This is a genomic window from Pseudomonas sp. P2S-1, assembly GCF_057197725.1.
This window is the reverse complement of the sequence record NZ_CM170068.1, coordinates 4,072,311-4,096,782: the sequence shown is the minus strand read 5'-3', so window position 1 is coordinate 4,096,782 and position 24,472 is coordinate 4,072,311. Positions and strand designations below refer to the sequence as shown.

Sequence of the window (24,472 nt, the reverse complement as noted above, 5' to 3'; positions counted from 1 at the left end):
GTGAGCGAACTCATTCGCGTACCTGACATCGGCAGCGGTGAAGGTGAAATCATCGAGCTGTTCGTCAAGGTCGGTGACCGTATCGAAGCAGACCAGAGCCTGCTGACCCTGGAGTCCGACAAGGCCTCCATGGAGATCCCGGCTCCCAAGGCCGGCGTGATCAAGTCGCTGAAGGTCAAGCTGGGCGACCGCCTGAAAGAAGGCGACGAACTGCTGGAACTGGAAGTCGAGGGTGCCGCTGCCGCGGCGCCCGAGGCACCTGCCGCCGCTCCTGCCGCTGCCGCGCCTGCCGCCGCACCGGCTGCCGCTGCGCCAGCTCCGGCGGCAGCACCTGCTGCCCCGGCCGCTGCTGCCGTGCAAGACATCCACGTGCCGGATATCGGTTCGTCGGGCAAGGCCAAGATCATCGAAGTGCTGGTCAAGGTCGGCGACACCGTCGAAGCCGACCAGTCGCTGATCACCCTGGAGTCCGACAAGGCTTCCATGGAGATCCCGTCGCCTGCTGCTGGCGTGGTCGAAGCCGTGATCGCGAAACTGGACGACGAAGTCGGCACCGGTGACCTGATCCTGAAACTGAAAGTCGCAGGCAGCGCGCCTGCTGCTGCTCCAGCGCCTGCCGCTGCTGCACCGGCTCCGGCTGCCGCACCTGCTGCTGCCCCGGCACCAGCCGCTGCTGCTCCGGCTCCAGCTGCTGCCGCTCCGGCCGCTGCGCCTGCACCAAGCGGTGCCAAGGTTCACGCCGGCCCGGCCGTGCGTCAGCTGGCCCGCGAATTCGGCGTCGAGCTGAGCGCGGTGTCGCCGACCGGCCCGCACGGTCGTGTGCTGAAGGAAGACGTGCAGGTCTACGTCAAGGCCATGATGCAGAAGGCCAAGGAAGCACCTGCCGCTGGCGGCGCTACCGGTGGCGCGGGCATCCCGCCGATCCCGGCCGTCGACTTCAGCAAGTTCGGTGAAGTGGAAGAAGTGGCCCTGACCCGCCTGATGCAGGTCGGTGCTGCCAACCTGCACCGCAGCTGGCTGAACGTGCCGCACGTGACTCAATTCGACTCGGCGGACATCACCGAGCTGGAAGCCTTCCGCGTCTCGCAGAAAGCCGTCGCCGAGAAAGCCGGCGTCAAGCTGACCGTGCTGCCGCTGCTGCTGAAAGCCTGTGCCCACCTGCTCAAGGAACTGCCGGACTTCAACAGTTCGCTGGCCCCGAGCGGCAAGGCGATCATCCGCAAGAAATACGTCAACGTCGGTTTCGCCGTGGACACCCCGGATGGTCTGCTGGTCCCGGTGATCAAGAACGTCGATCAGAAGAGCCTGCTGCAACTCGCTGCCGAAGCCGCGGCCCTGGCTGAAAAAGCCCGGACCAAGAAGCTCTCGGCCGACGAGATGCAGGGTGCCTGCTTCACCATCTCCAGCCTCGGTCACATTGGCGGCACCGGCTTCACGCCGATCGTCAACGCGCCGGAAGTGGCGATCCTCGGTGTTTCCAAGGCCACCATCCAGCCAGTCTGGGACGGTAAAGCCTTCCAGCCGAAGCTGATGCTGCCGCTGTCGCTGTCCTACGATCACCGCGTGATCAACGGCGCCGCCGCTGCCCGCTTCACCAAGCGTCTGGGCGACGTGCTGGGCGACATCCGCACCTTGCTGCTGTAACTGCTGTCCAGCCTGTGTCCCTCTGTCGGGGGACACAGGCTTGCACCCTTTTCGAGCTGCCACGCTCGTACCTCAACCCCGTCGTTTGGCGGGGCTTTTTTTTGCCTTTTAAAAGCCGACACCGTCCCCTGTGGGAGCTGGCTTGCCAGCGATTGCTGTAGTGAATTCACCATAGCTATCGCTGGCAAGCCAGCTCCCACAGGGGACGTATTGCACCTCCAGAACTGAAGAAATCCCCCGCCAGGCCGACATAGATCAAACACGCGCCAACCTTGGTGCTTGTCAGCCTCCAACGCATGATGCAACCTTGCCCGAACGTGCATAGCAAAGTGCCAACGCCCGTGCCATCAGTCTTATTCGAGCGAGCTTTCCATGAAGAGCCAAACCGATGCCGCCAGCCGTCCGGCGGCCGAGGTAGTGACGCAGTTGCCGGTGCCTTCGCGGCTCGGCATGTTGCGCTTCGAGCGGCTGAACGAAGCGAGCTGGGCCATGCTCTATCTCGATCCGGGCTGCGAACGTCAATTCGGCTTGCCGGCGGTAGAACTCTGCGCCCTGGTCGGCTCGCCCTATGCGAGCCTGATGGAGCCCGAGGCCCGCTACAAGCTGCATGACAGCATCCAGGCGCAACTGGCCCATAGCAGCCATTACGTCAGCCGCTACACCCTGCACACCGGCCACGGCCCCATGTACCTGCTGGAGCTGGGCGAGGCCTACAAGCAGCACAACCGCCAGTTGCTGCGCGGCTACCTGCTGGTCCTCGACGACCAGGAAGGCGTCAGCCCCGAGCTCAGCGCCGACGACCTGGAAACCCGCAACAATCGCCTGCAGATTGCCCTCAAGCTGAACCAGCAGGCGCAGCAGGAACAACTCGAACACCTGGAGCGGGTCCGCGCCCAGCAGGAGCTGATCCTGCACCTGGCGCGGCATCGCTACAGCGCCGGCAATTCCCTGCAGGAAGCCGCCGAACTGATCACCCGCAGTGCCTGCGATATCTACAAGATCGAGTGCGCGAGCCTCTGGTACCTGGAAGGCCAGCGCCTGGAGCCGATCTCTGCGTTCTATCGCGAAACCCGCGAGTACCGCACACCCAAGCCGATCGACGCCGGCCTGTTCCCGGATTACCTTGAAGCCCTGCACACCAGCCGGGCCATCGACGCGCACAACGCCAGCCATGACCCGCGCACCCGCGACATCACCGAGAGCCTGCGCCCGCGTGATGTGATCGCCATGCTCGATGCCAGTATCCGTATCGACGGCCAGGTGGTCGGCGTACTTTGCCTGGAACACGGCGGCAGCCCGCGGGCCTGGCAGAGCGACGAGATCGCCTTTGCCGGTGAGCTGGCCGACCAGTTCGCCCAGGTTATCAACAACCACAACCGCCGCGCCGCGACCAGTGCCCTGCACCTGTTCCAGCGGGCGGTGGAGCAGAGCGCCAACGCCTTCCTGCTGGTCAATTGCGACGGCGTGGTGGAATACGTCAACCCGAGCTTCACCGAGATCACCCAGTACAGCTCGGAAGAGGTCCAGGGCCATCGGCTATCGGAGCTGTCGGCCCTGGAAAACCTCAGCGAACTGCTGTTCGACGAGTCCAGCCTGGCCATGGGCAACAGCTGGCAGGGTGAATTCAAGAGCCGGCGCAAGAACCTCGAGCCCTACTGGGGCCAGCTGTCGATTTCCAAGGTGTACGGCGACAACCGCGAGCTGACTCACTACATCGGCATCTACGAGGACATCACCCAGAGCAAGCTGGCCCAGCAGCGTATCGAGCGCCTGGCCTACACCGACAACCTGACCGGCCTGGGCAATCGCCCGGCGTTCATCCGCAACCTCGACGAGCGCTTCGCCCGCGACAGCGATACGCCGATCTGCCTGCTGCTGGTGGATATCGACAACTTCAAGCGGATCAACGACAGCCTCGGCCACCAGACCGGCGACAAGCTGCTGGTCAGCCTGGCCCGGCGCCTGCGCAACAGCCTCAGCCCGGGCGGTAGCCTGGCGCGCTTCGCCAGTAACGAATTCGCCGTGCTGCTGGACAACACCGATATGGAAAGCGGCCAGCAGACCGCCCAGCAGTTGCTCAACACCCTCGACAAACCGATGTTCGTCGACAACCAGTTGATCAACGTCACCGGCTCCGTGGGCCTGGCCTGCGCGCCGCTGCATGGCAGCGACCCGCAGACCCTGATGAAGAACGCCGGCCTCGCCCTGCACAAGGCCAAGGCCAGCGGCAAGCATCAGGTCCAGGTGTTCACCGAGGTGCTGAACGCCGAGGCCAGCTACAAGCTGTTCGTCGAGAACAACCTGCGCCGCGCCCTGGCGCAAAACGAGCTGCAGGTGTTCTACCAGCCCAAGCTGTGCCTGCGCACCGGGCGCCTGCTCGGCCTGGAAGCGCTGCTGCGCTGGAACCATCCGGAAAAGGGCATGATCCGCCCGGACCAGTTCATCAGCGTCGCCGAGGAAACCGGCCTGATCATCCCCATCGGCAAATGGGTGGCGCGCCAGGCCTGCCGCATGAGCCAGGAACTGGCGGCCGAAGGCATGGGCAACCTGCAGGTGGCGATCAACCTGTCGCCCAAGCAGTTCTCCGACCCGGACCTGGTCGCCTCCATCGCCAATATCCTCCAGGAAGAGGCGCTGCCGCCGCACCTGCTGGAACTGGAACTGACCGAGGGCCTGCTGCTGGAAGCCACCGAAGACACCCGGCGCCAGCTCGACCAGCTCAAGCAGCTCGGCCTGACCCTGGCCATGGACGACTTCGGCACCGGCTACTCGTCGTTGAGCTACCTGAAGAAATTCCCGATCGACATCATCAAGATCGACCGCAGCTTCATCAACGACATCCCCGACAGCCAGGACGACATGGAGATCACCTCGGCGGTGGTGGCCATGGCCCACAACCTCAAGCTCAAGGTGGTCGCAGAGGGCATCGAGACGGCGGAGCAACTGGCGTTCCTGCGCCGGCACCGCTGCGACGTGGGGCAGGGCTACCTGTTCGACAAGCCGATCCCGGGTGACGAACTGGTCGACAAGCTGCGCCGTTATCCCCGTGGACCAACGGCCTGACAGCCGCGCAACACTCGGGCACACTACCGGTCTATCCCAGTGAGGGCAGCGCTGCGGCGCTGCCCGCCTACCTGACAAGAGGAATGGGTTCATGGTCTTGCGTTCGGAAATCCTCGTGAATAAAAACGTCCTGCCTACCGCGGAACAGGCCCTGCCGGGCCGTGAAACGCCGATGGCCCTGCCGGAAAAACACTTCGTCTTCACTGAAACCCCGCTGCTCGGCCCGTTCTTCGAAAGCGCCGTGGACTTCGCCATCTTCGGCCTGGGCTGCTTCTGGGGCGCCGAGCGGCGCTTCTGGCAGCGTGAAGGCGTGGTCAGCACCGTGGTCGGCTATGCCGGTGGCTTCACCCCGAACCCGACCTACGAAGAAGTCTGCTCCGGCCTGACCGGCCACACCGAAGTGGTACTGGTGGTGTTCGACAAGGACAAGGTCAGCTACCGCGAACTGCTGTCGATGTTCTGGGAACTGCACAACCCGACCCAGGGCATGCGCCAGGGCAACGACATCGGCACCCAGTACCGCTCGGTGATCTACTGCACCTCGCCACAGCAACTGGAAGAAGCTGAAGCCAGCCGTGCGCAATACCAGGATGAGCTGACCAAGGCCGGCTACGGCGAGATCACTACCGAGATCGAACAGGCGCCGACCGTGTACTTCGCCGAGGCCTATCACCAGCAGTACCTGGCGAAGAATCCGGATGGCTATTGCGGCATCGGCGGTACCGGTGTCTGCCTGCCACCGAGCCTGCAAGGCAACTGAGGAGCTGCCATGTCGAACATGACGCTGTTCCATTCGCCGCTGTCGCCGTTCGTGCGCAAGGTGATGGTGGTGCTGCACGAGACCGGCCAGGTGGATCGGGTCAAGGTGCAGCCGGTCAATATCACCCCGGTCAGCCCGGACGCCGACCTCAACCAGGGCAATCCGTCGGGCAAGATCCCGGCCCTGCGCCTGGAAGACGGCAGCGTGTTGCATGACAGCCGGGTCATCGTCGACTACCTCGACCAGCAGCATGTCGGCAACCCGCTGATCCCTCGCGAGGGTTCGGCGCGCTGGCGGCGGCTGACCCTGGCGTCGCTGGCGGACGCGATCATGGATGCGGCGGTGCTGACCCGCTACGAGACCTTCCTGCGGCCGGAAGACAAGCGCTGGGACCAGTGGGTCGAGGCACAGTCGGAGAAGATCCGCCGGGGGCTGGCGGACCTGGAGGACAACCACTACGCCGAGATTGCCTCGGCGTTCGATGTGGCTTCGATCGGTGTGGCCTGTGCGCTGGGCTATATCGACCTGCGCATGCCGGACTTCGGCTGGCGCGAGCGGCAGCCGAAGCTGGCGGGGTGGTATGCCGAGGCCAGTCAGCGGGCCTCGATGAAGGCTACCGTCCCGGCCTGACTTGAGGGCCCTATCGCTGGCAAGCCAGCTCCCACAGGGTTCTGCGGTGTACTCGGGACCTGTGGGAGCTGGCTTGCCAGCGATGACTGACTATCAGCCCCCACAAGAACCTCTGCTCTCCACAACACTCTGATCCCCTTCATCAATCCCTCCCCAAACTCCCGGTCTTCCCTGAGCCCGCTCATACCCGCACCTGCCCGGCCCGGTACCAGTCCAGCCGCCGCGTCAGCATCATGAACACCCCAAGCAGCGCGAACAGCAGCAAGGCCCCCATCAGCAGCGCGTAATCCTCGGCACTCAACAGCCCGTAGAGCAGCGCATACAGCACTGCCAAACCAGCGGCAAAACCAAACCCGCGCACACTGCTGTGCAGCACATTGCACAGGTAGAACCCGATCAACAGCACGCAACCGCCCGCCGACAACAGATACGCCAGCCCAAACCCGATGTGCTCCGACAACGACAGCAACAACAGGTAGAACAGCGCCAGGGCCGCGCCCACCAGGGCGTACTGGATCGGGTGCACGCTGAGGTTGCGCAGCACCTCGAAGAGGAAGAATCCGGCAAAGGTCAGGGCAATGAACAGCAGCGCATATTTGATCGCCCGTTCGCTCTTCAGGTACTGGTCCACCGGATCGACGAAGCTCACGCCAAACGCCCGGCTTTCGAAGCCCTTGCAGTTCTGCAGGCTGACGCAGCGGTTCAGCGCCTCTTCCAGGTTGGTGGAGAAGAACGAGGTCTGCCATTTCGCCTTGAAGCCCGTCGCATCGATCTCGCGGCTGTTGGGCAGGTAGTTGCCGATAAAGCTCGGGTGCGGCCAGTTGGCGGCCAGGGTCACGCTGCTGCTGCGGCCCACCGGCAGCACATGCAGTTGCCCGGTGCCTTGCAGGTTGAGGTCGAAGGCATAGTCCAGGCGCATCTCGGCCTTGCTGTCGAGGTTGTCGATCAGTGCATGCACGCCACCGCCCAGCCAGTCGAGCTTGCTGCCGGCGGCGAAGTCCAGGGTACGGTCGTCGATCTGCAGTTGCAGGCCGTTCTGGATGCCGCGGATATCGCTGATGCCCACGGCGATGAACGGGGTGTCGAAGCGGTAGTCGTCGAGGTCGCTGGTGATGCCCCAGTTGGCCGGCACCTTGAACTGCCCGCTGATCCGGCTCTGGGCGTGGAACAGCCGCGCCTCGTAGATGCCCCGGGAGCGCAGTTCGGTGCTGGCGGTGCCGTCGAGGACGAAGCTGTCCGGCAGGAACGCCAGGTAGCTTTTGACGATCTGGGTTTCCTGGAAGCTCTTGCCGTCCTGGACCTTCCACACCCGCTCGTACTTGCTGTACGGCACCACCAGCAGCGGCCCGCTGATCTGTTGGGCGTGGCTGGAGCTCTGGGCGATGTCCTCGACCACGCTGTCGCGCAGGGATTGGCGTTCATCGATCAGGCCGCTGATCATCAGCAGCGGGATCAGCAGCACCACCACCAGCAAGGCGATGGTGCCGAGTTTCAGGCTCAGTGACTTGTTCATGCAAAGGGCTCCGCTTGAGAAGGAGCCCAGTCTGAGGGTGCTGTGTGGAGGCTTTCGGGAGCGTATATGGAGCTTGTGTGGAGAGATTCAGCCAAGACGGCTGGCGGGCAGCCACAGCCGCACGCGCACGCCATCCTCGACGTTGGCGATTTCCAGCGAACCACCATGCAGGTGCAGCACTTCCTCGACGAAGTTCAGGCCCAGGCCGGTGCTCTTGCGCCCTGTAGCCGGGCGCGGCAGGGAGTAGAAGCGCTCGCTGAGGCGGGGCAGGGCATAGTCGGGGATCGCTTCGCCCTGGTTGTACAGGCTCAGGGCCACGCGCTCCGCGTCCTGCTCCAGCTCGAACACCAGCAGGCCCCCGGGCGGGGTGAAGTCGAGGGCGTTTTCCAGCAGGTTGCCGATGGCCTGGCGGATCAGGAACGGCTCGCAATAGAGCCGCGCCACGGCCGGGATACGCTGGCGCACCTGCAAACCAGCGCTCTCGATACGGGCGCCGCGGGCCATCAGCAGCTCATCGACCATCGCCGCTATGGCGACCTGCTGCTGGTCTTCCAGGCCCTGGCGCTGCTCGACCTGGGCCAGGCCCAGCAGGCGCTCGATCAATTGCTGCATGCGCGCGCTTTCGCTTTCGATATTGCCCGCGAAGCGTTGCCGCTGCTCTTCGCTCATCGGCCCTTGCAACAGCTCGCTGGCGCCACGGATCGCCGCCAGCGGGCTTTTCAGTTCATGGGTCAGGGTGTGCACGTAGCGTTCGACGTAGTCCTTGCCTTCCAGTTGGGTGCGCATGCGTTCCACTGCGCCGGCCAGCATCGCCAGCTCGCCGCCGCGATAGTGCGGCAGAGCGACCCGTTCGCCCTCGCTGACCGCCTGGGCGTAATGGGTCAGGCGGCGCAGCGAGCGCGCCAGCCACCACGACAGCGCTGCACCCACCAGCAGGCCGAGCACGATCAGGCCGATGCCCAGGGTGATCAGGCGCTTTTCCGAGCGGTCGATATAGGGCTTGAGCGACAGGTTGGGCTTGGCCACGGTGACCACGCCGATCAGCGTCTCGCCATCGCGGATCGGCGCCGCTACGTGCATCACCGAGGAGTCGGGGTCGTTGGGGTCGCTACGGGTCGAGCGTGCGCCGTACTGGCCGCGCAGGGTCAGGTAGACGTCGTTCCAGCGCGAATAGTCCTGGCCCACCGCCTCGCCGGTCGAGTCGAGCAGGACGATGCCTTTCGCGTCGGTGACATAAATACGGTGATTGACCTCGGTCTTGGGCAAGCCCCAGATATCCGCATTGGGTCGGCGCTGGCCGTAGGCCTTGAGCAGCTCCGGTAACTCGCTCTGGCCGAGGGTCCCGGCCTTGACCTGGTCGCGGAGGATCTCTGCCAGCAGGTTGGCGGTGTCCACCAGGGTTTCCTCGGTGGACTGGCGCACTGCCGGGCGGACCTGCTCGCGCACGGTATTGAGGACGAAATACGCGGTCAGCCCGACGAACAGGAAGTACACCAGGAAGATGCGGATACCCAGGCGCATCAGGCGTGTGCCGGGTTGTAGCTGTAGCCCAGGCCACGGTGGGTCTGGATCGGCTCGGCGTCGGCGGCGACCCCGCGCAGCTTGGCGCGCAGGCTCTTGATATGGCTGTCGATGGTCCGCTCGTAGCCGACGTCGGCGGCCACGCCTACCGCGTCCAGCAACTGCTCGCGGCTGAACACCCGCTCCGGTTGCTCCAGCAGGCATTGCAGCAGGCGGAATTCATGGCGGGTCAGGTTGAGCAACTGCTCGCGGTAATGGATCTGCATGCGCAGGGTGTCGAGATTGAACGGTGTATTGGCCGGGGCCGGTGCACTGGCCTGTGGCGCCATGCGCTTGAGGATGGCGCGCACCCGGGCGCTGACTTCACGCGGGCTGAACGGCTTGACCACGTAGTCGTCGGCACCGATCTCCAGGCCCACCACCCGGTCGATCTCGCCGTCGCGGGCGCTGAGGAACATCACCGGCACCTCGCTGAAGCGCCGCAGCTGCCGGCAGGTCTCGAAACCGCTGATATCCGGCAGGCCGATATCCAGGATCACCAGGTCCGCCGGCTGCTGGCGCTGGCGTTCCAGGGCGAGCAGGCCAAGGCTCACCCACTCGGTGGTGTGGCCGTCGCCTTGCAGGGCGAAGACCAGGGTGTCGGCGATGGCGGCTTCGTCTTCAACGATGAGGATATGGGGCATTGGGCAGCTGCAAGCGGCAAGTGGAAAGCTGCAAGTGTAAAGCGATCTGCCTTTGCTTGCCGCTTATCGCTTGAAGCTTGCAGCTTCCGGGTCAGCAGCCGGGCTTGCCGGCAGTGAAGCGGCGAGCCGGATTCACGGCGGCATTGAACTCGCGCAGGGCCTTGGCGCCGATCAGCAGCGGGTAGTTGAAGCTGCTGCGGTCGGTGAGGTTGACCTCGACGGTACGCTTGACGTCGCCCAGGCACAGTTCCAGGTCGATGACCGGGCGGTGGGCGAGGTCGGCGCCTTCCTCGTCCTCTTCGTCGGCGCGGTTCTTGATCTTGCTCATGCGCGCAAGCTTGTGTTCGTAGACCTTGTTGTCGGCGTCCTTGGTGGCCAGGCGGAAGCGCACCCAGTCCTCGCCGTCACGGGTGAACTGCTCGATGTTCTTCGCCGACAGCGAGGCAGTGAGGGCGCCGGTGTCCATCTTGGCCTTGAAGGTCTGGCCGATATCGGCGACGCCGATGTACTCGTAGCGGCCATAAAGATCGGGCTCGGCAGCCATCACGGGCAGGGACAGCAGGCCGAGCAGGGCAAGTAGTGGTTTCAATGGAAAGCTTCCTGGAGTCGGGACAGTGCTTAGACTGCCGTTGGGCTTCTGGTTCGGCAACAGACAGTAAACAACACAATGTGAAACATTTGTCTGTGACCGTATGCCCGTGAGGTTTGGTGTTCCTCGGCCGGCTGCTTAAAATGGCCGACTGTTTTCCCACAATAAGAGTGGACTTATGCGTCGCCTGCTCACCGGCAGTTTCGTCACCCTGTTGCTGTTGCTCAACACCCTGTTCTTCATCGGGCCGCTGATGGTCTTCGCCTTGCTCAAGCTGGTCTTGTCCGGGCGTAACCGCGATCGCGCCTCGTGGATGGTCATGTGGTTCGCCGAGACCTGGGCCGAGGTCGACAAGCTGATCTTCTCCCTGTGCATTCCCACGGTCTGGGAAGTGCGCGGCAATGCCAACCTGCGTCTCGACACCTCTTATCTGGCGGTCAGCAACCACCAGACCTGGGTGGATATCCCGGCGCTGATCCAGGTGCTCAACCGCAAGATCCCGTTCTTCAAGTTCTTCCTCAAGAAGGAGCTGATCTGGGTGCCGTTGCTGGGCCTGGCCTGGTGGGCGCTGGATTACCCGTTCATGAAGCGCTACAGCAAGGCCTTCCTCGACAAGAACCCGCACCTCAAGGGCCAGGACCTGGAAATCACCAAGGCCGCCTGCGAGCTGTTCAAGCGCCAGTCGGTGACCGTGGTCAACTACCTGGAAGGCACCCGCTTCACCGAAGCCAAGCGCGCGGCGCAGCAGTCGCCGTACAAGCACCTGCTCAAGCCCAAGGCCGGTGGTGTGGCGTTCGTACTGGCGGCGCTGGGTGAACAGCTGGATGCGCTGCTGGACGTGACCATCGTCTACCCGGGCGACAAGGCCCCGGGCTTCTGGGACCTGGTCAGTGGTTCGATTCCGCGGGTGATCGTCGATATCGAAGTGCGCGAGCTGGACCCGGCGCTGTGGGCCGGTGACTACGAAACCGACCCGGCAACGCGCCAGGCCGTGCAGGCCTGGGTCAACCAGCTGTGGCACGACAAGGACGCGCGCATCGAGCGCCTGCGGGCCGAATTAAACCGATGAATGCGCTTTAGGGGCCAGCGGTGCTGCCGTGCCGCTGCCCCAGATGCCGGACAGGCTCTGCAACAACGACCCGGCCACGCCCTGCTGGCCGAGGTACTGAAGGATCAGCGGGGCGAACTGGCCGATCATCCCGGTATCCATGCCCAGGGCGCTGAAGGCGTTGTTCAGGTCGGTGCCGTTCTTCACATTGCCGCCCAGGGCATTGCTCAGGGCAGAGCTCTCGCCGCTCTTGCCGAGCAGATCACCCAATCCCGCCAGCCCGCCGAGGGCGTTGTCGCCGGAGAGCATGTCCAGGCCCGGGACGGCCTTGGTCAATTGTTCGTAGTCGCTGCCGCTCAGTTGGTTGCGCGCCAGGCCCATGAGGGCGCCGGTGCCGCCGATGGCTTGTTCGGGGGTGATTTTCAATTCGCTGCCCAGGGTGTTGAGCAGGTTGGCCGAGCCTTCGGGAGCCTGGACCGGGGCCTTGTTCTGCTGGCCTTGCATGGTGGAGATGGCGTTCGCTGCATCGTTCAGGTTGAAGGCGAATACCGGGGTGGTGGCCAGGGCCAGGAGGGAGACCAGGGCGAAGCGTTTCATGGGGAGGGACCTCGTCAGCCGGGAAAGGCAGGGAAAACGAGGGTTGGATCGGGATTTTGGGGGAATGTTCCCGGGGGGCGGACTGTTGGTGTTCTTTAGGGCCTCATCGCTGGCAAGCCAGCTCCCACAGGGATCGCATGCACCGCGGACCCTGTGGGAGCTGGCTTGCCAGCGATTGGGGTCACCACCGATCTACCTGAAGAAACCCCTGAACCCGTACCACGCCGGCAACCCCAGCCCGACCCAGGACAGCGCATCCCACCAGCCATCCCCAAGCAGCGCGGCAAACAGCCCCGCCGCCCCGAGCACACCGATCAGCAGCGGCATGCCGAACACTTTCCAGTTCATCGGCCCGCCTCCGTCCGTCTGCGTACCCACCACAGATACAACCCGCTACCCAGCACGACGATGGTCAGCACATCCAGCGCCGCCCAGAGGATCTGCATCGGCCGGCCACCGTAGTCGCCGAAATGCAGCGGTCCCGAGAGACCCATGGCATCCATGTACCAAGGGCGCTCACCGACGGCAGTGACCTTCAGGTTGCTGGCGTCGATCAGCACCGGCGTCAGCAGGTGCGAGGTCAGGTGCGTGCTGCCTTTCATGAACACCGCATAGTGGTGCTCGCTGGAGAAGCGCGTCCCAGGGAAGGCGATGAAGTCCGGCTCCATCCCCGGCGCCGCCTCGGCCGCGATATCCAGCACCCGGCTGACCGGGGCCAGCTGGGTCAGCGGCGGGGCATCGCGATACGGTGCGACCATCGCCGTCAGGCTGTCATTGCGCCAGGCGGCGATGACCAGATCGGACAGCGCGCTGATCACCCCGGTCACCCCCACCACCAGCGCCCAGGTCAGGGTGACGATGCCGATCAGGTTGTGCAGGTCGAGCCAGCGCGTGCGCCGGGATTTCCCGTGGCGCACCGTGGCGAAGTCCAGGCGGCGCATGAACGGCGCATAGAGCACCACGCCGGAAATGATCGCCACCACGAACAGCACGCCCATGAATGCCAGCAGCAGCTTGCCCGGCAACCCGGCGAACATGTCCACGTGCAGGCGCAGCATGAGCATCATGAAGCCGCCGTTGGCCGACGGCATCTCCACCGCCTCGCCGGTACGGGCGTCGAGCATGAAGGTGTGCGACGAGTTCGGCTCGGTGCCGGCGGTCGCGGCCATGATCGCCACCACGCCGTTGCTGTCGTCCTCGTCCCAGCCGAAGTACTGCATGACTTCGCCCGGGCGGTGGGCCTCGGCCTTCAGGACAAGCTGCTGGAGGTCCAGCTTCGGTGTGTCGGCAGGCATCACCTGCAGCTCGGGCGCATCGCCCAGCAGGTGGTCGATCTCGTGGTGGAAGATCAGGGGCAGCCCTGTTACTGCCAGGAGCAGCAGGAACAGGGTGCTGATGAGGCTGGTCCAGGTGTGGATCGCGGACCAGCGACGAATGGTCTTGGCTTGCATGGTTTGGCTAACCGTCAGGTGATGGGCCGGACAGGTCTGATGCCTGTTTTACGGCCAGCCCGCTCTCTGGTGTGGGAGCGAGCTTGCTCGCGAAGGGCCGCAAGGCGGCCCCAATGGGCTTGCTTAGAACTCCAGCTGCGCCGAGAACTGCACGGTCCGTGGATCGCCCAGGTAGAAGCTGTTCAGCCAGTATTCCTTGTTCGCCAGGTTGGCAACGTTGACGCGGAAGGTCACGTCGTTGTCCGACACATGCATCTTGTAGCGCGCACCGGCATCGAAGGTGGTGAACGACGGCAGGCTTTCGTGGTTGGCTTCATCGGCGTACTGCTTGCCGGTGTAGTAGGCGCCACCGGTCAGGGCAAAGCCCGGGATCGCGTCCACGTCGTACTCGGCATAGACCTTGGCCAGTTGCTTGGCGACGTTGGTCGGCGCATTGCCTTCGTTGGCGGTGATCGCGGTTTTCTTGACCTTCGGATCGAGCAGGGTGATACCGCCGACCACGGTCAGCTCAGGCACGACCTTGCCGGTCACGCTGAACTCCATGCCGTTGTTTTCCTGGCGGCCATCCTGGGTATAGAGACCTGCGCTGTTCTTGTAGTTGTTCGGTTTGTCGATATTGAAGAACGCCAGGGTGAACAGGGTCTCGCCCACGGTCGCCTTGGCACCGATCTCGTACTGCTCGCTGATCTGCGGTGCCAATGCCTGGCCGGCGTTGATCGCGTCGCTCGGTGCCACGCCGCCGGCCTGCAGGCCTTCGATATAGGTGGCGTAGGTGGTCAGCCAGGGGACTGGCTTGTAGATCAGCGAGATGTTTGGCGAAGTCTTGCTCTTGTTGTACTTGGTCTCGGTCTCCGGGGTGCCGAAGGCCTTGGCGTAGACGAACTCGTTGGTGTAGCTCTTGATCTGGGTATGGGTCACACCAAGGATGGTCGACCATTGTTCGTTGAAGGTGATGACGTCGCCGATCAGGAAGTTGTTGGTTTCCGCACTGTTGGCCAGGCGCTGGTCACCGTGACCGATGGACCAGGAAGGCTTGTCGACCTGTGGCCGCTGGTCCAGTGGCAGGGTGCCCACCGGGGAGGTGTATTGCGGGCCCGGATACGGAATATGGTCTTCGTATTGTTTCACCCGGGTGGTGTTGCCCTGGTAGCCCAGGGTCAGCTTATGCCCCAGCGGACCGGTCGCGAAGACCGAGTCGAGGAACAGCGAGCCGGACTTCTCTTCGCTTTCGATCGGTGCGAAGGCATAGATCGGCTGGCTGTAGAAGCCCGTGCTGTTGATGGTCGGGCCGGTGTAGGTGAACTCATCGGTGTACTGCTGGGCAGCGAAGGCCGCGCGCAGGGTGAAGGTGTCGTTCAGGCGCCAGTTGGCGCGCACGCCGGCCTTGTCGGTCTCGTTGTCGGAGAAGGACCACTTCTGGCTGTACATCTTGTCGTTCTTCAGCGAGGAGGCGTCAGGCCGCTCGGCGCCCGGGAACACGTACCAGTAGCTACTCAGGCCGCGTACCTGGTTCTTGCGGTGGGAGGCATCGAACTGGATTTGCAGGTCGTCGTTGACGTTCCAGTCCAGCGCCGCGCTGATCATCTGGCGACGGTGCTTTTGCAGGTCGATCGCGGTCTCGCCGTCCTGGGTCAGGACGTTGAGGCGATAGGCGAAGACACCGGCGTCGTCGATCTTGCCGCCGAAGTCGCCGTGCAGGTAGTAGTTCTCGCCGCCGGCATTACCCAGGGTGACGCTGTTGTAGCGCTCGTAGGTCGGGCGCTTGAGCACGTAGTTGACCAAGCCGCCCGGCGTACCCGGACCGTAGAGAAAGCCGGTGAGGCCGGTGATGATTTCCAGCTGCTCGGTGTCTTCGATGAAGTTGCCGGCATCGGCGCCGTTGCTGAAGCGCAGGCCGTCATTGGCGATGTTCATGTTGCCCGAGCCGCTGAAACCGCGGATCGCCACGGCGCTGGCGTAACCGGCGGCACGCGGGCCGTACAACTGGGTGGCGGGGTTGCGCTTGAAGACGTCGTCGAGGCTGGTGGTTTGGGTGTTCTTGAGGAACTCCTGGGACACCACGCTCATGGAATAGGGGGTGTCCTGCAGTTTCATGCCGCCGAGCGCGCCGACGTTCTTCACGTTTTCGGTGCGATAGCCGGCAGCAGCACTGCCGTCGACGCTGGCGACAGTAGCATTGATATCGGTGCTGGGCAGGGCCAGGACGCCTTCTTCGACCGCCGACAGGGTGTAGGTTCCTTCGCTGCTCTGTTGCAGTTGCAGGCCGGTGCCACGCAGGGCCTGCTGCAACGCGCTCACGCCGCTGTACTCGCCTTTCACTGGTGCCGAGGTCTTGCCACTGGCCAACGCCGGATCCAGCGCCAGGGCGATACCCGCCTGGCTGGCGATCTGGTTCAGGGTGCTGGCCAGCGGGGCTGCTGGCAGGTTGTAGGTGCGCGAAGTCTGCTCGGCGGCGACCAGCGGGGTCGCGATGGCGATGGCCACGGCCAGCAGGCTGGGGCGCAGGAGGCTTTTGATTGAGCGGGTCATGCGGGTCCTCGACGGGAATTTTTGTGCTAAGTAGCCTCCATGCCGAACGAGATTCCGAAAGTGATAGGGGTTAGTGAAAATATTTTCGATTTAGATTCCGGTGGTGCTTTTGAGGGCCCTATCGCTGGCAAGCCAGCTCCCACAGGGTCCGAGTCGCTGCAGGACCCTGTGGGAGCTGGCTTGCCAGCGATGAGGCCAGTAGGGCCAATACTTATTTCTCTGCGCGAGCCACCACGGTCACCCACCACTGGGTGCGCTGCTGCACCTGCACTGGCAAGGTCGGCAGCAGCGACTTCAACGCCAGGTCGGTGTCATGCAACGGGAAGCTCCCGGTAATCCGCAGGTCCGCCACTTCCGGCGCAACCCCCAGGTAGCCCGGGCGATAGCGGCCCAGTTCCGCGACCAGCTCCGCCAGCCGCACGTTGTCCACCACCAGCATGCCGCGGGTCCAGGCATCGGCGCCGACCCCGAGCTTGTCGATCCGGCCCAGGCGGTCGTGGCTCATCAACACCTGCTGGCCTTCCTGCAGCACCTGCTCGTCACCGCTGTCCTGCGGCTTGGCCGCCACCGCCGACTGCAGCACGCTCAGGCGCGTGCCCTGGTCTTCCAGGCGCACCAGGAAGCGCGTGCCCAGCGCACGCATGCGGCCGTCGTCGGTGACCACCACGAATGGTCGCTGGTCGTTGTCCTTGTGCCCGGTCTCGATGGAGATCTCGCCGTCATGCAGGACGATCAGGCGTTCCTTGGCACTGAAGCGGATATCCACTGCGGAATGGGTGTTGAGGCTGATCAGGGTGCCGTCGTCCAGGCGCAGGCTGCGGGTTTCCCCAGTGCCGGTGCGCTGGTCGGCGAGCCAGTAGCCCAGCGGCTGGTGCACATTGACCCAACTGAGCAGGCCACCCAGCACCACGATGCTGGCCAGCCCGCCGCCGAGCTTGCGCACACGCTGGCGCAGACTGACGCGGGATTGTTGCAGGGCCTTGCGTGCTGGCCCGGCGGCTGCGGCAAAGCGCTGGTCGAGCATGCCCAGTTGCCGCCAGGCACGGGCGTGTTCTTCGCTCGCGGCGTGCCAGCGCTCGAACTCGGCGCGTTCCTGGGCGTTGCCACTGCCCGTGTCGAAGCACAATTGCCAGTTGATCGCGGCATCGAGCACCCCGGCCGAGACGGGGGCGTTGTTCATCCGCGTCATGTCGGCTCGCCGTACAGGGCGATGTAGCACTGGCGCAGGCCCTGGGCCAGGTACTGGCGCACCCGCGGTACCGACACACCGAGTTTGTCGGCGATCTCGGCGTGGCTCATGCCGTCCAGGCGGTTGTGCAGGAAGGCCGCGCGGGCCTTGCTCGACAGTTTGCCGAGCAGGCGATCAATGGCCTTGAGGTCTTCGAGGATCAGGTGCAGGGCTTCCGGCGAGGGATGCTCGGCCTCCGGAATCAGCAGCAGTTCTTCCAGGTAGGCCTGTTCCAGCGCGGTGCGGCGGAAGTGGTCGAACAGCAGGCCCTTGGCCACGGCCAGGAGGAACGCCCGCGGCTGACGCGGTGCCGGCAGCTCGTCGCGGCCGAGCAGGCGCACGAAGGTGTCCTGGCTCAGGTCTTCGGCGCGTTCGCTGCTGGCGAGGTTGCGGCGCAGCCAGGCAAGCAGCCAGCTGCGATGGTCGCGGTACAGTGCGCCAACCAGCTCGCTGTGAGGGCTAGGTACGGACGACAAGGCGTTCCCCGGAAAAAGAAAGTGTTAACTAACGAGAATTATTCGCGATTGTGTCAGAGCCTGTGGCACTGTGCAATTAACGCTCATCGGATTGCTCGTTCGTTAGTCCGGGAAAGATATTACAAGCCGTGATGCTGCTGGCGCTTGCGTCGCCAGCCTTTCAGGCGTTGTTCAAGCTGCGCCGGGCTGTCGAGTAGCTGGCGCCGGGCCTGGCTGAACAGGATCAGGGCGATCTCGGCCGTGACCTGGGCATCGGCGCTGGCGTTGTGGCGCTCCTCGACCTGCAGGCCGAAATGGGCGACCCAGTCGTCGAGCCCGGCATCGCGCATCACCACGTCGGGGTTGAGCAGCGGCGCCAGTTCGGCGACGTCCATGAACGGGTGCTGAAGCTTGTAGCCGAGGCTGTCCTTGAGCGCGCGGCCGAGCATGCGCTGGTCGAAACCGGCGTGGAAGGCCAGCAGCGGGCTGTCGCCGATAAAGTCCATGAGGTCCAGCAGCGCTTCCACCGGATCACAGCCAGCGGCGATGGCGCTGGGGGCCAGGCCGTGGATCAGCACACTGGGGGCGAGCTTGTGATCGTGGCGGTGCAGGGTGCGTTCGAACTGCTGGCTAAAGTCGATGGCGCCGTCCTCGATCACCACGGCACCGATCGACAGCACCTGGTCGCGGTTGACGTTGAGGCCGCTGGTTTCCAGGTCCAGCACCACCCAGCGCTGCTGGCGCAGACTCAGGTCGCCGAGTGCCGGGGCGGCGGCCAGTCGCTCCAGGCGCTGGCGCTGCTCGTCTTCAAGGGTGGGTTGGCTGGGACGCAGCCAGGCAAACAGACTCATAGTTGATACCGCAGGGCCAGGCTGCTTTGCAGGCGCTGGGCCTGACGCAGGGATTCACGCAGGATGCGCCGGTCGAGGTCGTTGAGGTCGTCCGGGTCGACGCGGTTGGAGTAGGGCAGGTTCTGCCGGGTCTGGATCTGGTGCTGCTGCATGCGGGTCTGCTGGATGAAATGGTAGGCCTCCTCGAAGGCGCCGCCGTCCAGCGCGTCGATCACCTCCTTCTCCACCAACTGGCGCAGGCGCTCCAGGGTGTTGTTGGCGCTGATGCCGTTGGCCAGGGCCAGCAGGCGCGCGCCATCGACGAAGGGCGTCAGGCCCTGGACCTTGAGGTCGAGAGTGGCGGCCTTGTCGTTGCCGGCGCGGGTCAGGACGAACTCGCGGAAGCGCCCCACCGGTGGTTTCTGGCGCAGTGCGTTGTCGGCCATCATGCGCTGGAACAGGCGGTTGTCGGCGACCTGTTCGAGGATGCCGTGGCGCAGTTGCTCGCAGCCGCGGTCATCGCCCCAGACCACCCGCAGGTCGAAGTAGATGCTGGAGGCCAGCAGGTTTTCCGGGGTCGCCTCGCGGATAAAGGCCGAGAAGCGCCGCGCCCATTCGCTGCGCGACAGGCACAGCTCCGGGTTGCCGGCCATGATATTGCCCTTGCACAGGCTGAAGCCGCATTGCGCCAGGTTCTGGTTGATGTACTGGGCGAGGGGCAGCAGGCGGCCGCGGATCTCGGCGGCCTCCACCGCATCCTTGGCCTCGAAGAGGATGCCGTTGTCCTGGTCGGTGTGCAGGGTCTGCTCGCGGCGGCCTTCGCTGCCGAAGCACAGCCAGGTAAACGGCACGCCCGGGTCGCCCTTTTCTTCCAGGGCCAGTTCGATCACCCGGCACACGGTGTGGTCGTTGAGCAGGGTGATGATATGGGTGATCTGGGTCGAGGACGCGCCGTGGGCGAGCATGCGTTCCACCAGTTGGCCGATCTCGCCGCGCAGGCCCACCAGGCTTTCCAGGCGCGGTGCGCTGCGGATGGTGCGGGCCAGGTGGACCAGGTCGACCCGTTGCAGGGAAAACAGGTCGCGCTCGGAGACCACGCCACACAGGCGCCGGTCCTCCACCAGGCAGACGTGAGCGATATGTCGCTCGGTCATGGCGATGGCCGCATCGAAGGCGCTGGCCTGGGGCGTGAGGTAGAAGGGCGAGGCGGTCATATGGCCGGAGACTGCCGAGTCGAAGTCGGTCTCGGCGCGGGCCACCACCTGGCGCAGGTCGCGCAGGGTGAAGATGCCCACCGGGAAACGCTGCTCGTCGACGATCACGATGCTGCCGACCTGGGTCTCGTCCATCATCCGCACCGCTTCGCGCAGGCTGGTGGCCGGGGTGCAGACCACCGGATGGCGCATGGCCAGTTCGCCGAGGCGGGTATTGAGCGAATACTGGTTGCCGAGGGTCTCCACGGCGCGGCGCTGGACCTGCTGGTTGACCTGGTCGAGCAGGCTGCTCACCCCACGTAGGGAAAAATCTCGAAACACGTCGGAAATGGCGAACAGACGGATGAATGCCGCTTTGTTCAACTGCAGGCAGAAGGTGTCTTCGCCGGCGATATGTTCGGTGCGGGTGGCGCGTTCGCCCAGCAGGGCGGCCAACGGGAAGCATTCGCCGCGGGTGATTTCGAAGGTGGTTTCGGTACCGCCCTTGACCACATGGGTGCGCTCGCCGACCACGCGGCCCTGCTTGACGATGTAGAAGTGCTCGACGGGGCCGTCGGCAGGTTTGATGATGCTCTCGCCGGCGGCATGGAAGCGCAGCTGGCATTGTTCCACCAGGTACGCCAGGTGGGCGTTCTCCATCTGGTTGAACGGCGGGAAACGTTGCAGGAACTGCATGGTCCCCTGGATGTTCTGCATGACAGCGGTTTTACCGGCCTGGTCGAACGCGTCCATTTTGCTCATCAGCGGCACCGTCTCGGGGTCTCGTGTAGCGAAACCGAATTGTTGTTATTGCTTCCATGGTCGGCTGACCGCCAGCAGGTGCCCATTGGACGTAAGTCTAGGGCGCCGACGAAATGCAGGTTGCAAGCGCTTTGATTGCGGTCTGAACTTGATTACAGAGCCTTTGCGTGCTCGAAACAATGAGATGCCCATGCCTGACCACGACGATTTATTGAGCGATGCCGAGCGCGAGGCGCTTGCGGAATTGACCGCACCGCCCGCGCGACCGCAGAAAGTGCTGGTGGTCGATGACGATGAGGACGCCAGCGACCTGCTGGCGCAGTACCTCGAGGCCGAGGGGATCGAGAGTTTTGCCCTGACCGATGCGCGCGAGGCCTTGCAGAGGATCCTGCACGACCGGAGTATCGGGTTGTTGATCACGGATTTGCGGATGGGGCCGTTCGATGGCCTGGAGCTGATTGGCAAGGTGCGCGAGTCGGAGCGGGCGGAGCTGCCGATCATCATCATTTCCGGCGATGCCGGCGTGCAGGATGCGATTACCGCCATGCACCTGAGTGTGGTGGATTTCCTGCTGAAGCCGATCGAGGTGGGGAAATTGATGGAGTTGGTGCGGCGGGAGTTGGGGATCAGCTGATAGAAGTGTGTTGCTGTTGAGGGCCCTATCGCTGGCAAGCCAGCTCCCACAGGGATCGCGAACACCGCTAAACCTGTGGGAGCTGGCTTGCCAGCGATGAGGCCAGACCAGACACCATCGATGTCTGGCCGGCCCATCATTTACAGGCCGTTACGCGCCTTGTACTCGCGACGACGACGGTGCAGCACCGGCTCGGTATACCCGTTCGGTTGCTTGGCACCTTCGACCACCAGTTCGACCGCCGCCTGGAAGGCGATGTTGCTGTCGAAGTCCGGCGCCATCGGGCGATACAGCGCGTCGTTGGCGTTCTGCTTGTCCACCACCGGCGCCATGCGCTTCAGGCTTTCCAGGATCTGTGCCTCGCTCACCACGCCATGACGCAGCCAGTTGGCCAGCAGCTGGGCGGAGATACGCAGGGTGGCACGGTCTTCCATCAGGCCGACATCGTTGATGTCCGGCACCTTCGAGCAACCCACGCCCTGGTCGATCCAGCGCACCACGTAGCCAAGGATGCCCTGGGCATTGTTGTCCAGCTCGTTGCGGATCTCGTCGGCGGACCAGTTGGTGTCCGGCGCCAGCGGGATGGTCAGGATGTCGTCCACCGAAGCCGGGGCGCGCTTGGCCAGTTCGGCCTGGCGCTCCTTCACGTTGACCTTGTGGTAGTGCAGCACGTGCAGGGCCGCGGCGGTCGGCGACGGGACCCACGCAGTGTTGGCACCGGCCAGCGGATGGGCGATCTTCTGTTCCAGCATGTCGGCCATCAGGTCCGGCATGGCCCACATGCCTTTACCGATCTGGGCGCGGCCTTGCAGACCGGTCGCCAGGCCGATATCGACGTTGGAATTCTCGTAGGCACCGATCCATTTCTGCGCCTTCATGGCACCCTTGCGCACCATCGCGCCGGCTTCCATGGAGGTGTGGATCTCGTCGCCGGTACGGTCGAGGAAGCCGGTGTTGATGAACACCACGCGCTCGCTGGCCGCCTTGATGCACGCCTTGAGGTTGACCGTGGTACGGCGCTCCTCGTCCATGATCCCGACTTTCAGGGTGTTGTGCGGCAGGCCGAGCATGTCTTCGATACGGCCGAACAGCTCGTTGGTGAACGCCGCTTCTTCCGGACCGTGCATCTTCGGCTTGACGATGTACACCGAACCCTTGCGGGTGTTCTTGCGGGTGGTGTTGCCGTTGAGGTTGTGCATCGCCGCCAGGTTGGTGACCAGGCCGTCGAGGATGCCTTCAGGGACTTCGTTGCCGTCCTTGTCGAGGATCGCGTCGATGGTCATCAGGTGACCGACGTTGCGCACGAACAGCAGCGAACGACCGTGCAGGGTGACGCTGCCACCGGCCGGCGTGGTGTACTCGCGGTCCGGGTTCATGGTGCGGGTGAAGGTCTGGCCGTTCTTGCTCACGCTTTCCGCCAGGTCGCCCTTCATCAGGCCCAGCCAGTTGCGGTAGACGATGACCTTGTCGTCGGCGTCCACGGCAGCGACCGAGTCTTCGCAGTCCATGATGGTAGTCAGGGCAGCTTCGACCAGGATGTCCTTCACGCCGGCGGCGTCGGTCTGGCCGACCGGAGTGGTCGGGTCGATCTGGATTTCGAAGTGCAGGTCGTTGTGCTTGAGCAGGATGCCGGTCGGCTCGGAAGCCTGGCCCTGGAAGCCGATCAGTTGCGCGTCGTCACGCAGGCCGCTGTTGCTGCCGCCCTTGAGGGCAACCACCAGCTTGCCGCCGTCGATGCTGTAGCGGGTGGCGTCGACGTGGGAACCGGCAGCCAGTGGTGCGGATTCGTCGAGGAAGGCGCGGGCGAAGGCGATGACCTTGTCGCCGCGGACCTTGTTGTAGCCCTTGCCCTTCTCGGCGCCGCCTTCCTCGCTGATGGCATCGGTGCCGTACAGCGCGTCGTACAGCGAGCCCCAGCGGGCGTTGGAGGCGTTCAGGGCAAAGCGGGCGTTCATGACCGGAACGACCAGCTGCGGGCCGGCCATCACGGCGATTTCTTCATCGACGTTCTGGGTGGACACCTGGAAATCCGCGGCTTCTGGCAGCAGGTAACCAATTTCCTGGAGGAAAGTCTTGTAGGCCGCGGCGTCATGGGCCTGGCCTTTGCGCGCCTGGTGCCAGGCATCGATCTGCGCTTGCAGGGTGTCGCGTTTGCTCAGCAGGGCTTTGTTCTTTGGAGCGAGGTCGTTGATGATCTTTTCCGCGCCTGCCCAGAACTTCTCGGCGCTGACGCCGGTACCGGGAATGGCTTCGTTGTTCACGAAGTCGAACAGGACTTTGGCGACCTGAAGGCCACCGACTTGAACGTGTTCAGTCATTGCTTGCCTCACTCTGCTCAGCTATATCGCTTTCTATTTATGCCTTGCGCGCTTCTCTAAACACGGCACCACAAGCGGCCCTTGCGGACGACTGGATGCGGCCCGCCAGACAAGCCGGTGGGCGGTTGCGCATTTTCACAGGCGCTTGGCAGACATCGATCGGAACGTTTTGTAGTCCACGCTGCGGCATACTACATGATGCGCTGCGCATGTGAAAATCAGACTAAATACGTCGTTCTGCGACCGTTTGGTCGCATAGGGTCACGCTGGGAGGGCATATGTTCGCAAAAAACGAGTGGATTGTTCCAGATAAATCTTAAAACAGTACACGATTCGTTTTTCCGTTGACCTGCGGCAGGTTGCCGCGCCTTGCCTATACTTTCCCGACGTCCTGCTGCCACGGGCGTTTCCACGGGTATTCCAGCAGAGGGTCGTCCGCGTGAACCATCTTGTCCTCACCGTCATTGCCGCCGACAAGGCAGGCCAGGTCGAGCGTATCGCCCAAACCATCGCCGAGCATAACGGCAACTGGCTGGAGAGCCGCATGTCGCGGATGGCCGGGCAGTTCGCCGGGATCCTGCGTATCGCGGTGCCGGCCGAGTCCCATGATGAACTGGTCGAGGCCCTGCAGGCCTTGGGCGAGCGCGGCATCCGCGTACTGATCGCGGAAAGCGGGATCGAACCGTCCTGCTCGTGGAAGCCGATTGCCATGAGCCTGGTGGGCAATGATAGACCGGGAATCGTCCGCGACATCACTCGACTATTGGCGGAGCAGGGGGTCAATGTCGAGCGTTTGAGCACCGATGTGCGCCCGGCCCCGATGAGCAGCGAGCCGCTGTTCCATGCCGATGCCTTGCTCGCGGTGCCGCTGACCCTGTCGCTGGACAACCTGCAAGCCCGTCTCGAAGAGCTGGCCGACGACCTGATGGTCGATCTGGAACTGCGTCCTGAAGAGTAGTTATCCCCAATCCACTTATCCCGGTTTCACGGGGATCGCCCTGTGGATAAGCTGGGGGCTCAGCCG

20 protein-coding genes are annotated in these 24,472 nt (G+C 64.1%); 7 read left to right on the top strand and 13 right to left on the bottom strand.

Annotated elements, in window-relative coordinates; translation table 11 throughout:
- The 4 genes from aceF to AC2CQI_RS18315 all read left to right on the top strand — a co-directional run bounded on the left by aceF (position 1) and on the right by AC2CQI_RS18315 (position 6,097).
- A complete protein-coding gene (aceF, locus tag AC2CQI_RS18330; RefSeq protein WP_484577500.1) occupies positions 1 to 1,644 on the top strand; it encodes a dihydrolipoyllysine-residue acetyltransferase in 1,644 nt (547 codons plus the stop codon).
- A gap of 372 nt (positions 1,645 to 2,016) precedes the next feature.
- Positions 2,017 to 4,707: a putative bifunctional diguanylate cyclase/phosphodiesterase gene (locus AC2CQI_RS18325; protein WP_484577499.1), complete on the top strand. Its 2,691-nt coding sequence runs from the start codon at positions 2,017 to 2,019 to the stop codon at positions 4,705 to 4,707.
- Positions 4,708 to 4,798: 91 nt separating this feature from the next.
- Positions 4,799 to 5,467: a peptide-methionine (S)-S-oxide reductase MsrA gene (msrA, locus tag AC2CQI_RS18320; protein ID WP_075801667.1), complete on the top strand. Its 669-nt coding sequence runs from the start codon at positions 4,799 to 4,801 to the stop codon at positions 5,465 to 5,467.
- Between the two features lie 9 nt (positions 5,468 to 5,476).
- Positions 5,477 to 6,097, top strand: a complete 621-nt coding sequence (locus AC2CQI_RS18315) for a glutathione S-transferase (protein WP_484577498.1) — start codon at positions 5,477 to 5,479, stop codon at positions 6,095 to 6,097.
- A 181-nt stretch (positions 6,098 to 6,278) separates the two neighbouring features.
- On the opposite strand, the gene creD is transcribed toward AC2CQI_RS18315, so the two are convergent.
- The 4 genes from creD to rloA2 all read right to left on the bottom strand — a co-directional run bounded on the left by creD (position 6,279) and on the right by rloA2 (position 10,403).
- Positions 6,279 to 7,610 carry a cell envelope integrity protein CreD gene (gene creD, locus AC2CQI_RS18310; RefSeq protein ID WP_484577497.1) on the bottom strand — a complete coding sequence of 444 codons (1,332 nt, stop codon included), beginning with the start codon at positions 7,608 to 7,610 and terminating at the stop codon, positions 6,279 to 6,281.
- Positions 7,611 to 7,697: 87 nt separating this feature from the next.
- Positions 7,698 to 9,131 carry a two-component system sensor histidine kinase CreC gene (gene creC, locus AC2CQI_RS18305; RefSeq protein WP_484577496.1) on the bottom strand — a complete coding sequence of 478 codons (1,434 nt, stop codon included), beginning with the start codon at positions 9,129 to 9,131 and terminating at the stop codon, positions 7,698 to 7,700.
- The gene (gene creB / locus AC2CQI_RS18300; protein ID WP_484577495.1) at positions 9,131 to 9,814 is read right to left on the bottom strand and encodes a two-component system response regulator CreB; all 684 of its coding nucleotides are present in this window, start codon (positions 9,812 to 9,814) and stop codon (positions 9,131 to 9,133) included. The genes creC and creB overlap by 1 nt, the downstream gene beginning before the upstream one ends.
- A 91-nt stretch (positions 9,815 to 9,905) precedes the next feature.
- On the bottom strand, positions 9,906 to 10,403 hold the full coding sequence (gene rloA2 / locus AC2CQI_RS18295; RefSeq protein ID WP_484577494.1) for a retropepsin-like aspartic peptidase RloA2: 498 nt from the start codon (positions 10,401 to 10,403) through the stop codon (positions 9,906 to 9,908).
- A 178-nt stretch (positions 10,404 to 10,581) separates the two neighbouring features.
- On the opposite strand from rloA2, the gene AC2CQI_RS18290 reads away from it, so the two are divergent.
- Positions 10,582 to 11,472: an acyltransferase gene (locus tag AC2CQI_RS18290; protein ID WP_484577493.1), complete on the top strand. Its 891-nt coding sequence runs from the start codon at positions 10,582 to 10,584 to the stop codon at positions 11,470 to 11,472.
- Here the strand turns inward: AC2CQI_RS18290 and AC2CQI_RS18285 are convergent.
- The 8 genes from AC2CQI_RS18285 to AC2CQI_RS18250 form a co-directional block, all read right to left on the bottom strand.
- Positions 11,461 to 12,048: a DUF2780 domain-containing protein gene (locus AC2CQI_RS18285; RefSeq protein WP_075801660.1), complete on the bottom strand. Its 588-nt coding sequence runs from the start codon at positions 12,046 to 12,048 to the stop codon at positions 11,461 to 11,463. The two genes, AC2CQI_RS18290 and AC2CQI_RS18285, sit on opposite strands and share 12 nt — an antisense overlap.
- A 192-nt stretch (positions 12,049 to 12,240) precedes the next feature.
- Entirely contained in the window at positions 12,241 to 12,396 is a 156-nt protein-coding gene (locus AC2CQI_RS18280) for a hypothetical protein (RefSeq protein WP_178391956.1), read from the bottom strand.
- Positions 12,393 to 13,499 carry a PepSY-associated TM helix domain-containing protein gene (locus AC2CQI_RS18275; RefSeq protein WP_484577492.1) on the bottom strand — a complete coding sequence of 369 codons (1,107 nt, stop codon included), beginning with the start codon at positions 13,497 to 13,499 and terminating at the stop codon, positions 12,393 to 12,395. Before AC2CQI_RS18275 ends, AC2CQI_RS18280 begins: the two co-directional genes overlap by 4 nt.
- Before the next feature lie 123 nt (positions 13,500 to 13,622).
- Positions 13,623 to 16,028 (bottom strand): TonB-dependent siderophore receptor, encoded by a 2,406-nt coding sequence (locus AC2CQI_RS18270; protein ID WP_484577491.1) that lies wholly within the window; start codon positions 16,026 to 16,028, stop codon positions 13,623 to 13,625.
- Positions 16,029 to 16,239: 211 nt separating this feature from the next.
- Positions 16,240 to 17,217 carry a FecR domain-containing protein gene (locus AC2CQI_RS18265; protein WP_484577490.1) on the bottom strand — a complete coding sequence of 326 codons (978 nt, stop codon included), beginning with the start codon at positions 17,215 to 17,217 and terminating at the stop codon, positions 16,240 to 16,242.
- Entirely contained in the window at positions 17,214 to 17,732 is a 519-nt protein-coding gene (locus tag AC2CQI_RS18260) for an RNA polymerase sigma factor (protein ID WP_075801656.1), read from the bottom strand. Before AC2CQI_RS18260 ends, AC2CQI_RS18265 begins: the two co-directional genes overlap by 4 nt.
- Positions 17,733 to 17,851: 119 nt before the next feature.
- Positions 17,852 to 18,562: a 3'-5' exonuclease gene (locus tag AC2CQI_RS18255; RefSeq protein WP_484577489.1), complete on the bottom strand. Its 711-nt coding sequence runs from the start codon at positions 18,560 to 18,562 to the stop codon at positions 17,852 to 17,854.
- Positions 18,559 to 20,496, bottom strand: a complete 1,938-nt coding sequence (locus tag AC2CQI_RS18250) for a DUF294 nucleotidyltransferase-like domain-containing protein (RefSeq protein WP_075801654.1) — start codon at positions 20,494 to 20,496, stop codon at positions 18,559 to 18,561. The genes AC2CQI_RS18255 and AC2CQI_RS18250 overlap by 4 nt, the downstream gene beginning before the upstream one ends.
- A 190-nt stretch (positions 20,497 to 20,686) precedes the next feature.
- Here AC2CQI_RS18250 and AC2CQI_RS18245 point away from each other — a divergent pair, with 190 nt between their 5' ends.
- Positions 20,687 to 21,130 (top strand): response regulator, encoded by a 444-nt coding sequence (locus AC2CQI_RS18245; protein WP_075801653.1) that lies wholly within the window; start codon positions 20,687 to 20,689, stop codon positions 21,128 to 21,130.
- 140 nt (positions 21,131 to 21,270) lie between these two features.
- Here AC2CQI_RS18245 and AC2CQI_RS18240 read toward each other — a convergent pair whose 3' ends face one another.
- A complete protein-coding gene (locus AC2CQI_RS18240; RefSeq protein ID WP_484577488.1) occupies positions 21,271 to 23,448 on the bottom strand; it encodes a malate synthase G in 2,178 nt (725 codons plus the stop codon).
- A 439-nt stretch (positions 23,449 to 23,887) separates the two neighbouring features.
- On the opposite strand from AC2CQI_RS18240, the gene AC2CQI_RS18235 reads away from it, so the two are divergent.
- On the top strand, positions 23,888 to 24,406 hold the full coding sequence (locus AC2CQI_RS18235; protein WP_075801651.1) for a glycine cleavage system transcriptional repressor: 519 nt from the start codon (positions 23,888 to 23,890) through the stop codon (positions 24,404 to 24,406).
- Positions 24,407 to 24,472: the final 66 nt, after the last annotated feature.

What these genes read in the sequence shown, in the direction of transcription:
- creC (WP_484577496.1), bottom strand. Translation starts at nt 9,131, where the DNA reads ATGCGCCTGGGTATCCGCATCTTCCTGGTGTACTTCCTGTTCGTCGGG.
- AC2CQI_RS18270 (WP_484577491.1), bottom strand. Translation starts at nt 16,028, where the DNA reads ATGACCCGCTCAATCAAAAGCCTCCTGCGCCCCAGCCTGCTGGCCGTG.
- msrA (WP_075801667.1), top strand. Translation starts at nt 4,799, where the DNA reads ATGGTCTTGCGTTCGGAAATCCTCGTGAATAAAAACGTCCTGCCTACC.
- AC2CQI_RS18290 (WP_484577493.1), top strand. Translation starts at nt 10,582, where the DNA reads ATGCGTCGCCTGCTCACCGGCAGTTTCGTCACCCTGTTGCTGTTGCTC.
- AC2CQI_RS18280 (WP_178391956.1), bottom strand. Translation starts at nt 12,396, where the DNA reads ATGAACTGGAAAGTGTTCGGCATGCCGCTGCTGATCGGTGTGCTCGGG.
- creD (WP_484577497.1), bottom strand. Translation starts at nt 7,610, where the DNA reads ATGAACAAGTCACTGAGCCTGAAACTCGGCACCATCGCCTTGCTGGTG.
- AC2CQI_RS18240 (WP_484577488.1), bottom strand. Translation starts at nt 23,448, where the DNA reads ATGACTGAACACGTTCAAGTCGGTGGCCTTCAGGTCGCCAAAGTCCTG.
- AC2CQI_RS18250 (WP_075801654.1), bottom strand. Translation starts at nt 20,496, where the DNA reads ATGAGCAAAATGGACGCGTTCGACCAGGCCGGTAAAACCGCTGTCATG.
- AC2CQI_RS18255 (WP_484577489.1), bottom strand. Translation starts at nt 18,562, where the DNA reads ATGAGTCTGTTTGCCTGGCTGCGTCCCAGCCAACCCACCCTTGAAGAC.
- AC2CQI_RS18275 (WP_484577492.1), bottom strand. Translation starts at nt 13,499, where the DNA reads ATGCAAGCCAAGACCATTCGTCGCTGGTCCGCGATCCACACCTGGACC.
- creB (WP_484577495.1), bottom strand. Translation starts at nt 9,814, where the DNA reads ATGCCCCATATCCTCATCGTTGAAGACGAAGCCGCCATCGCCGACACC.
- AC2CQI_RS18325 (WP_484577499.1), top strand. Translation starts at nt 2,017, where the DNA reads ATGAAGAGCCAAACCGATGCCGCCAGCCGTCCGGCGGCCGAGGTAGTG.
- AC2CQI_RS18245 (WP_075801653.1), top strand. Translation starts at nt 20,687, where the DNA reads ATGCCTGACCACGACGATTTATTGAGCGATGCCGAGCGCGAGGCGCTT.
- AC2CQI_RS18265 (WP_484577490.1), bottom strand. Translation starts at nt 17,217, where the DNA reads ATGACGCGGATGAACAACGCCCCCGTCTCGGCCGGGGTGCTCGATGCC.
- AC2CQI_RS18285 (WP_075801660.1), bottom strand. Translation starts at nt 12,048, where the DNA reads ATGAAACGCTTCGCCCTGGTCTCCCTCCTGGCCCTGGCCACCACCCCG.
- AC2CQI_RS18315 (WP_484577498.1), top strand. Translation starts at nt 5,477, where the DNA reads ATGTCGAACATGACGCTGTTCCATTCGCCGCTGTCGCCGTTCGTGCGC.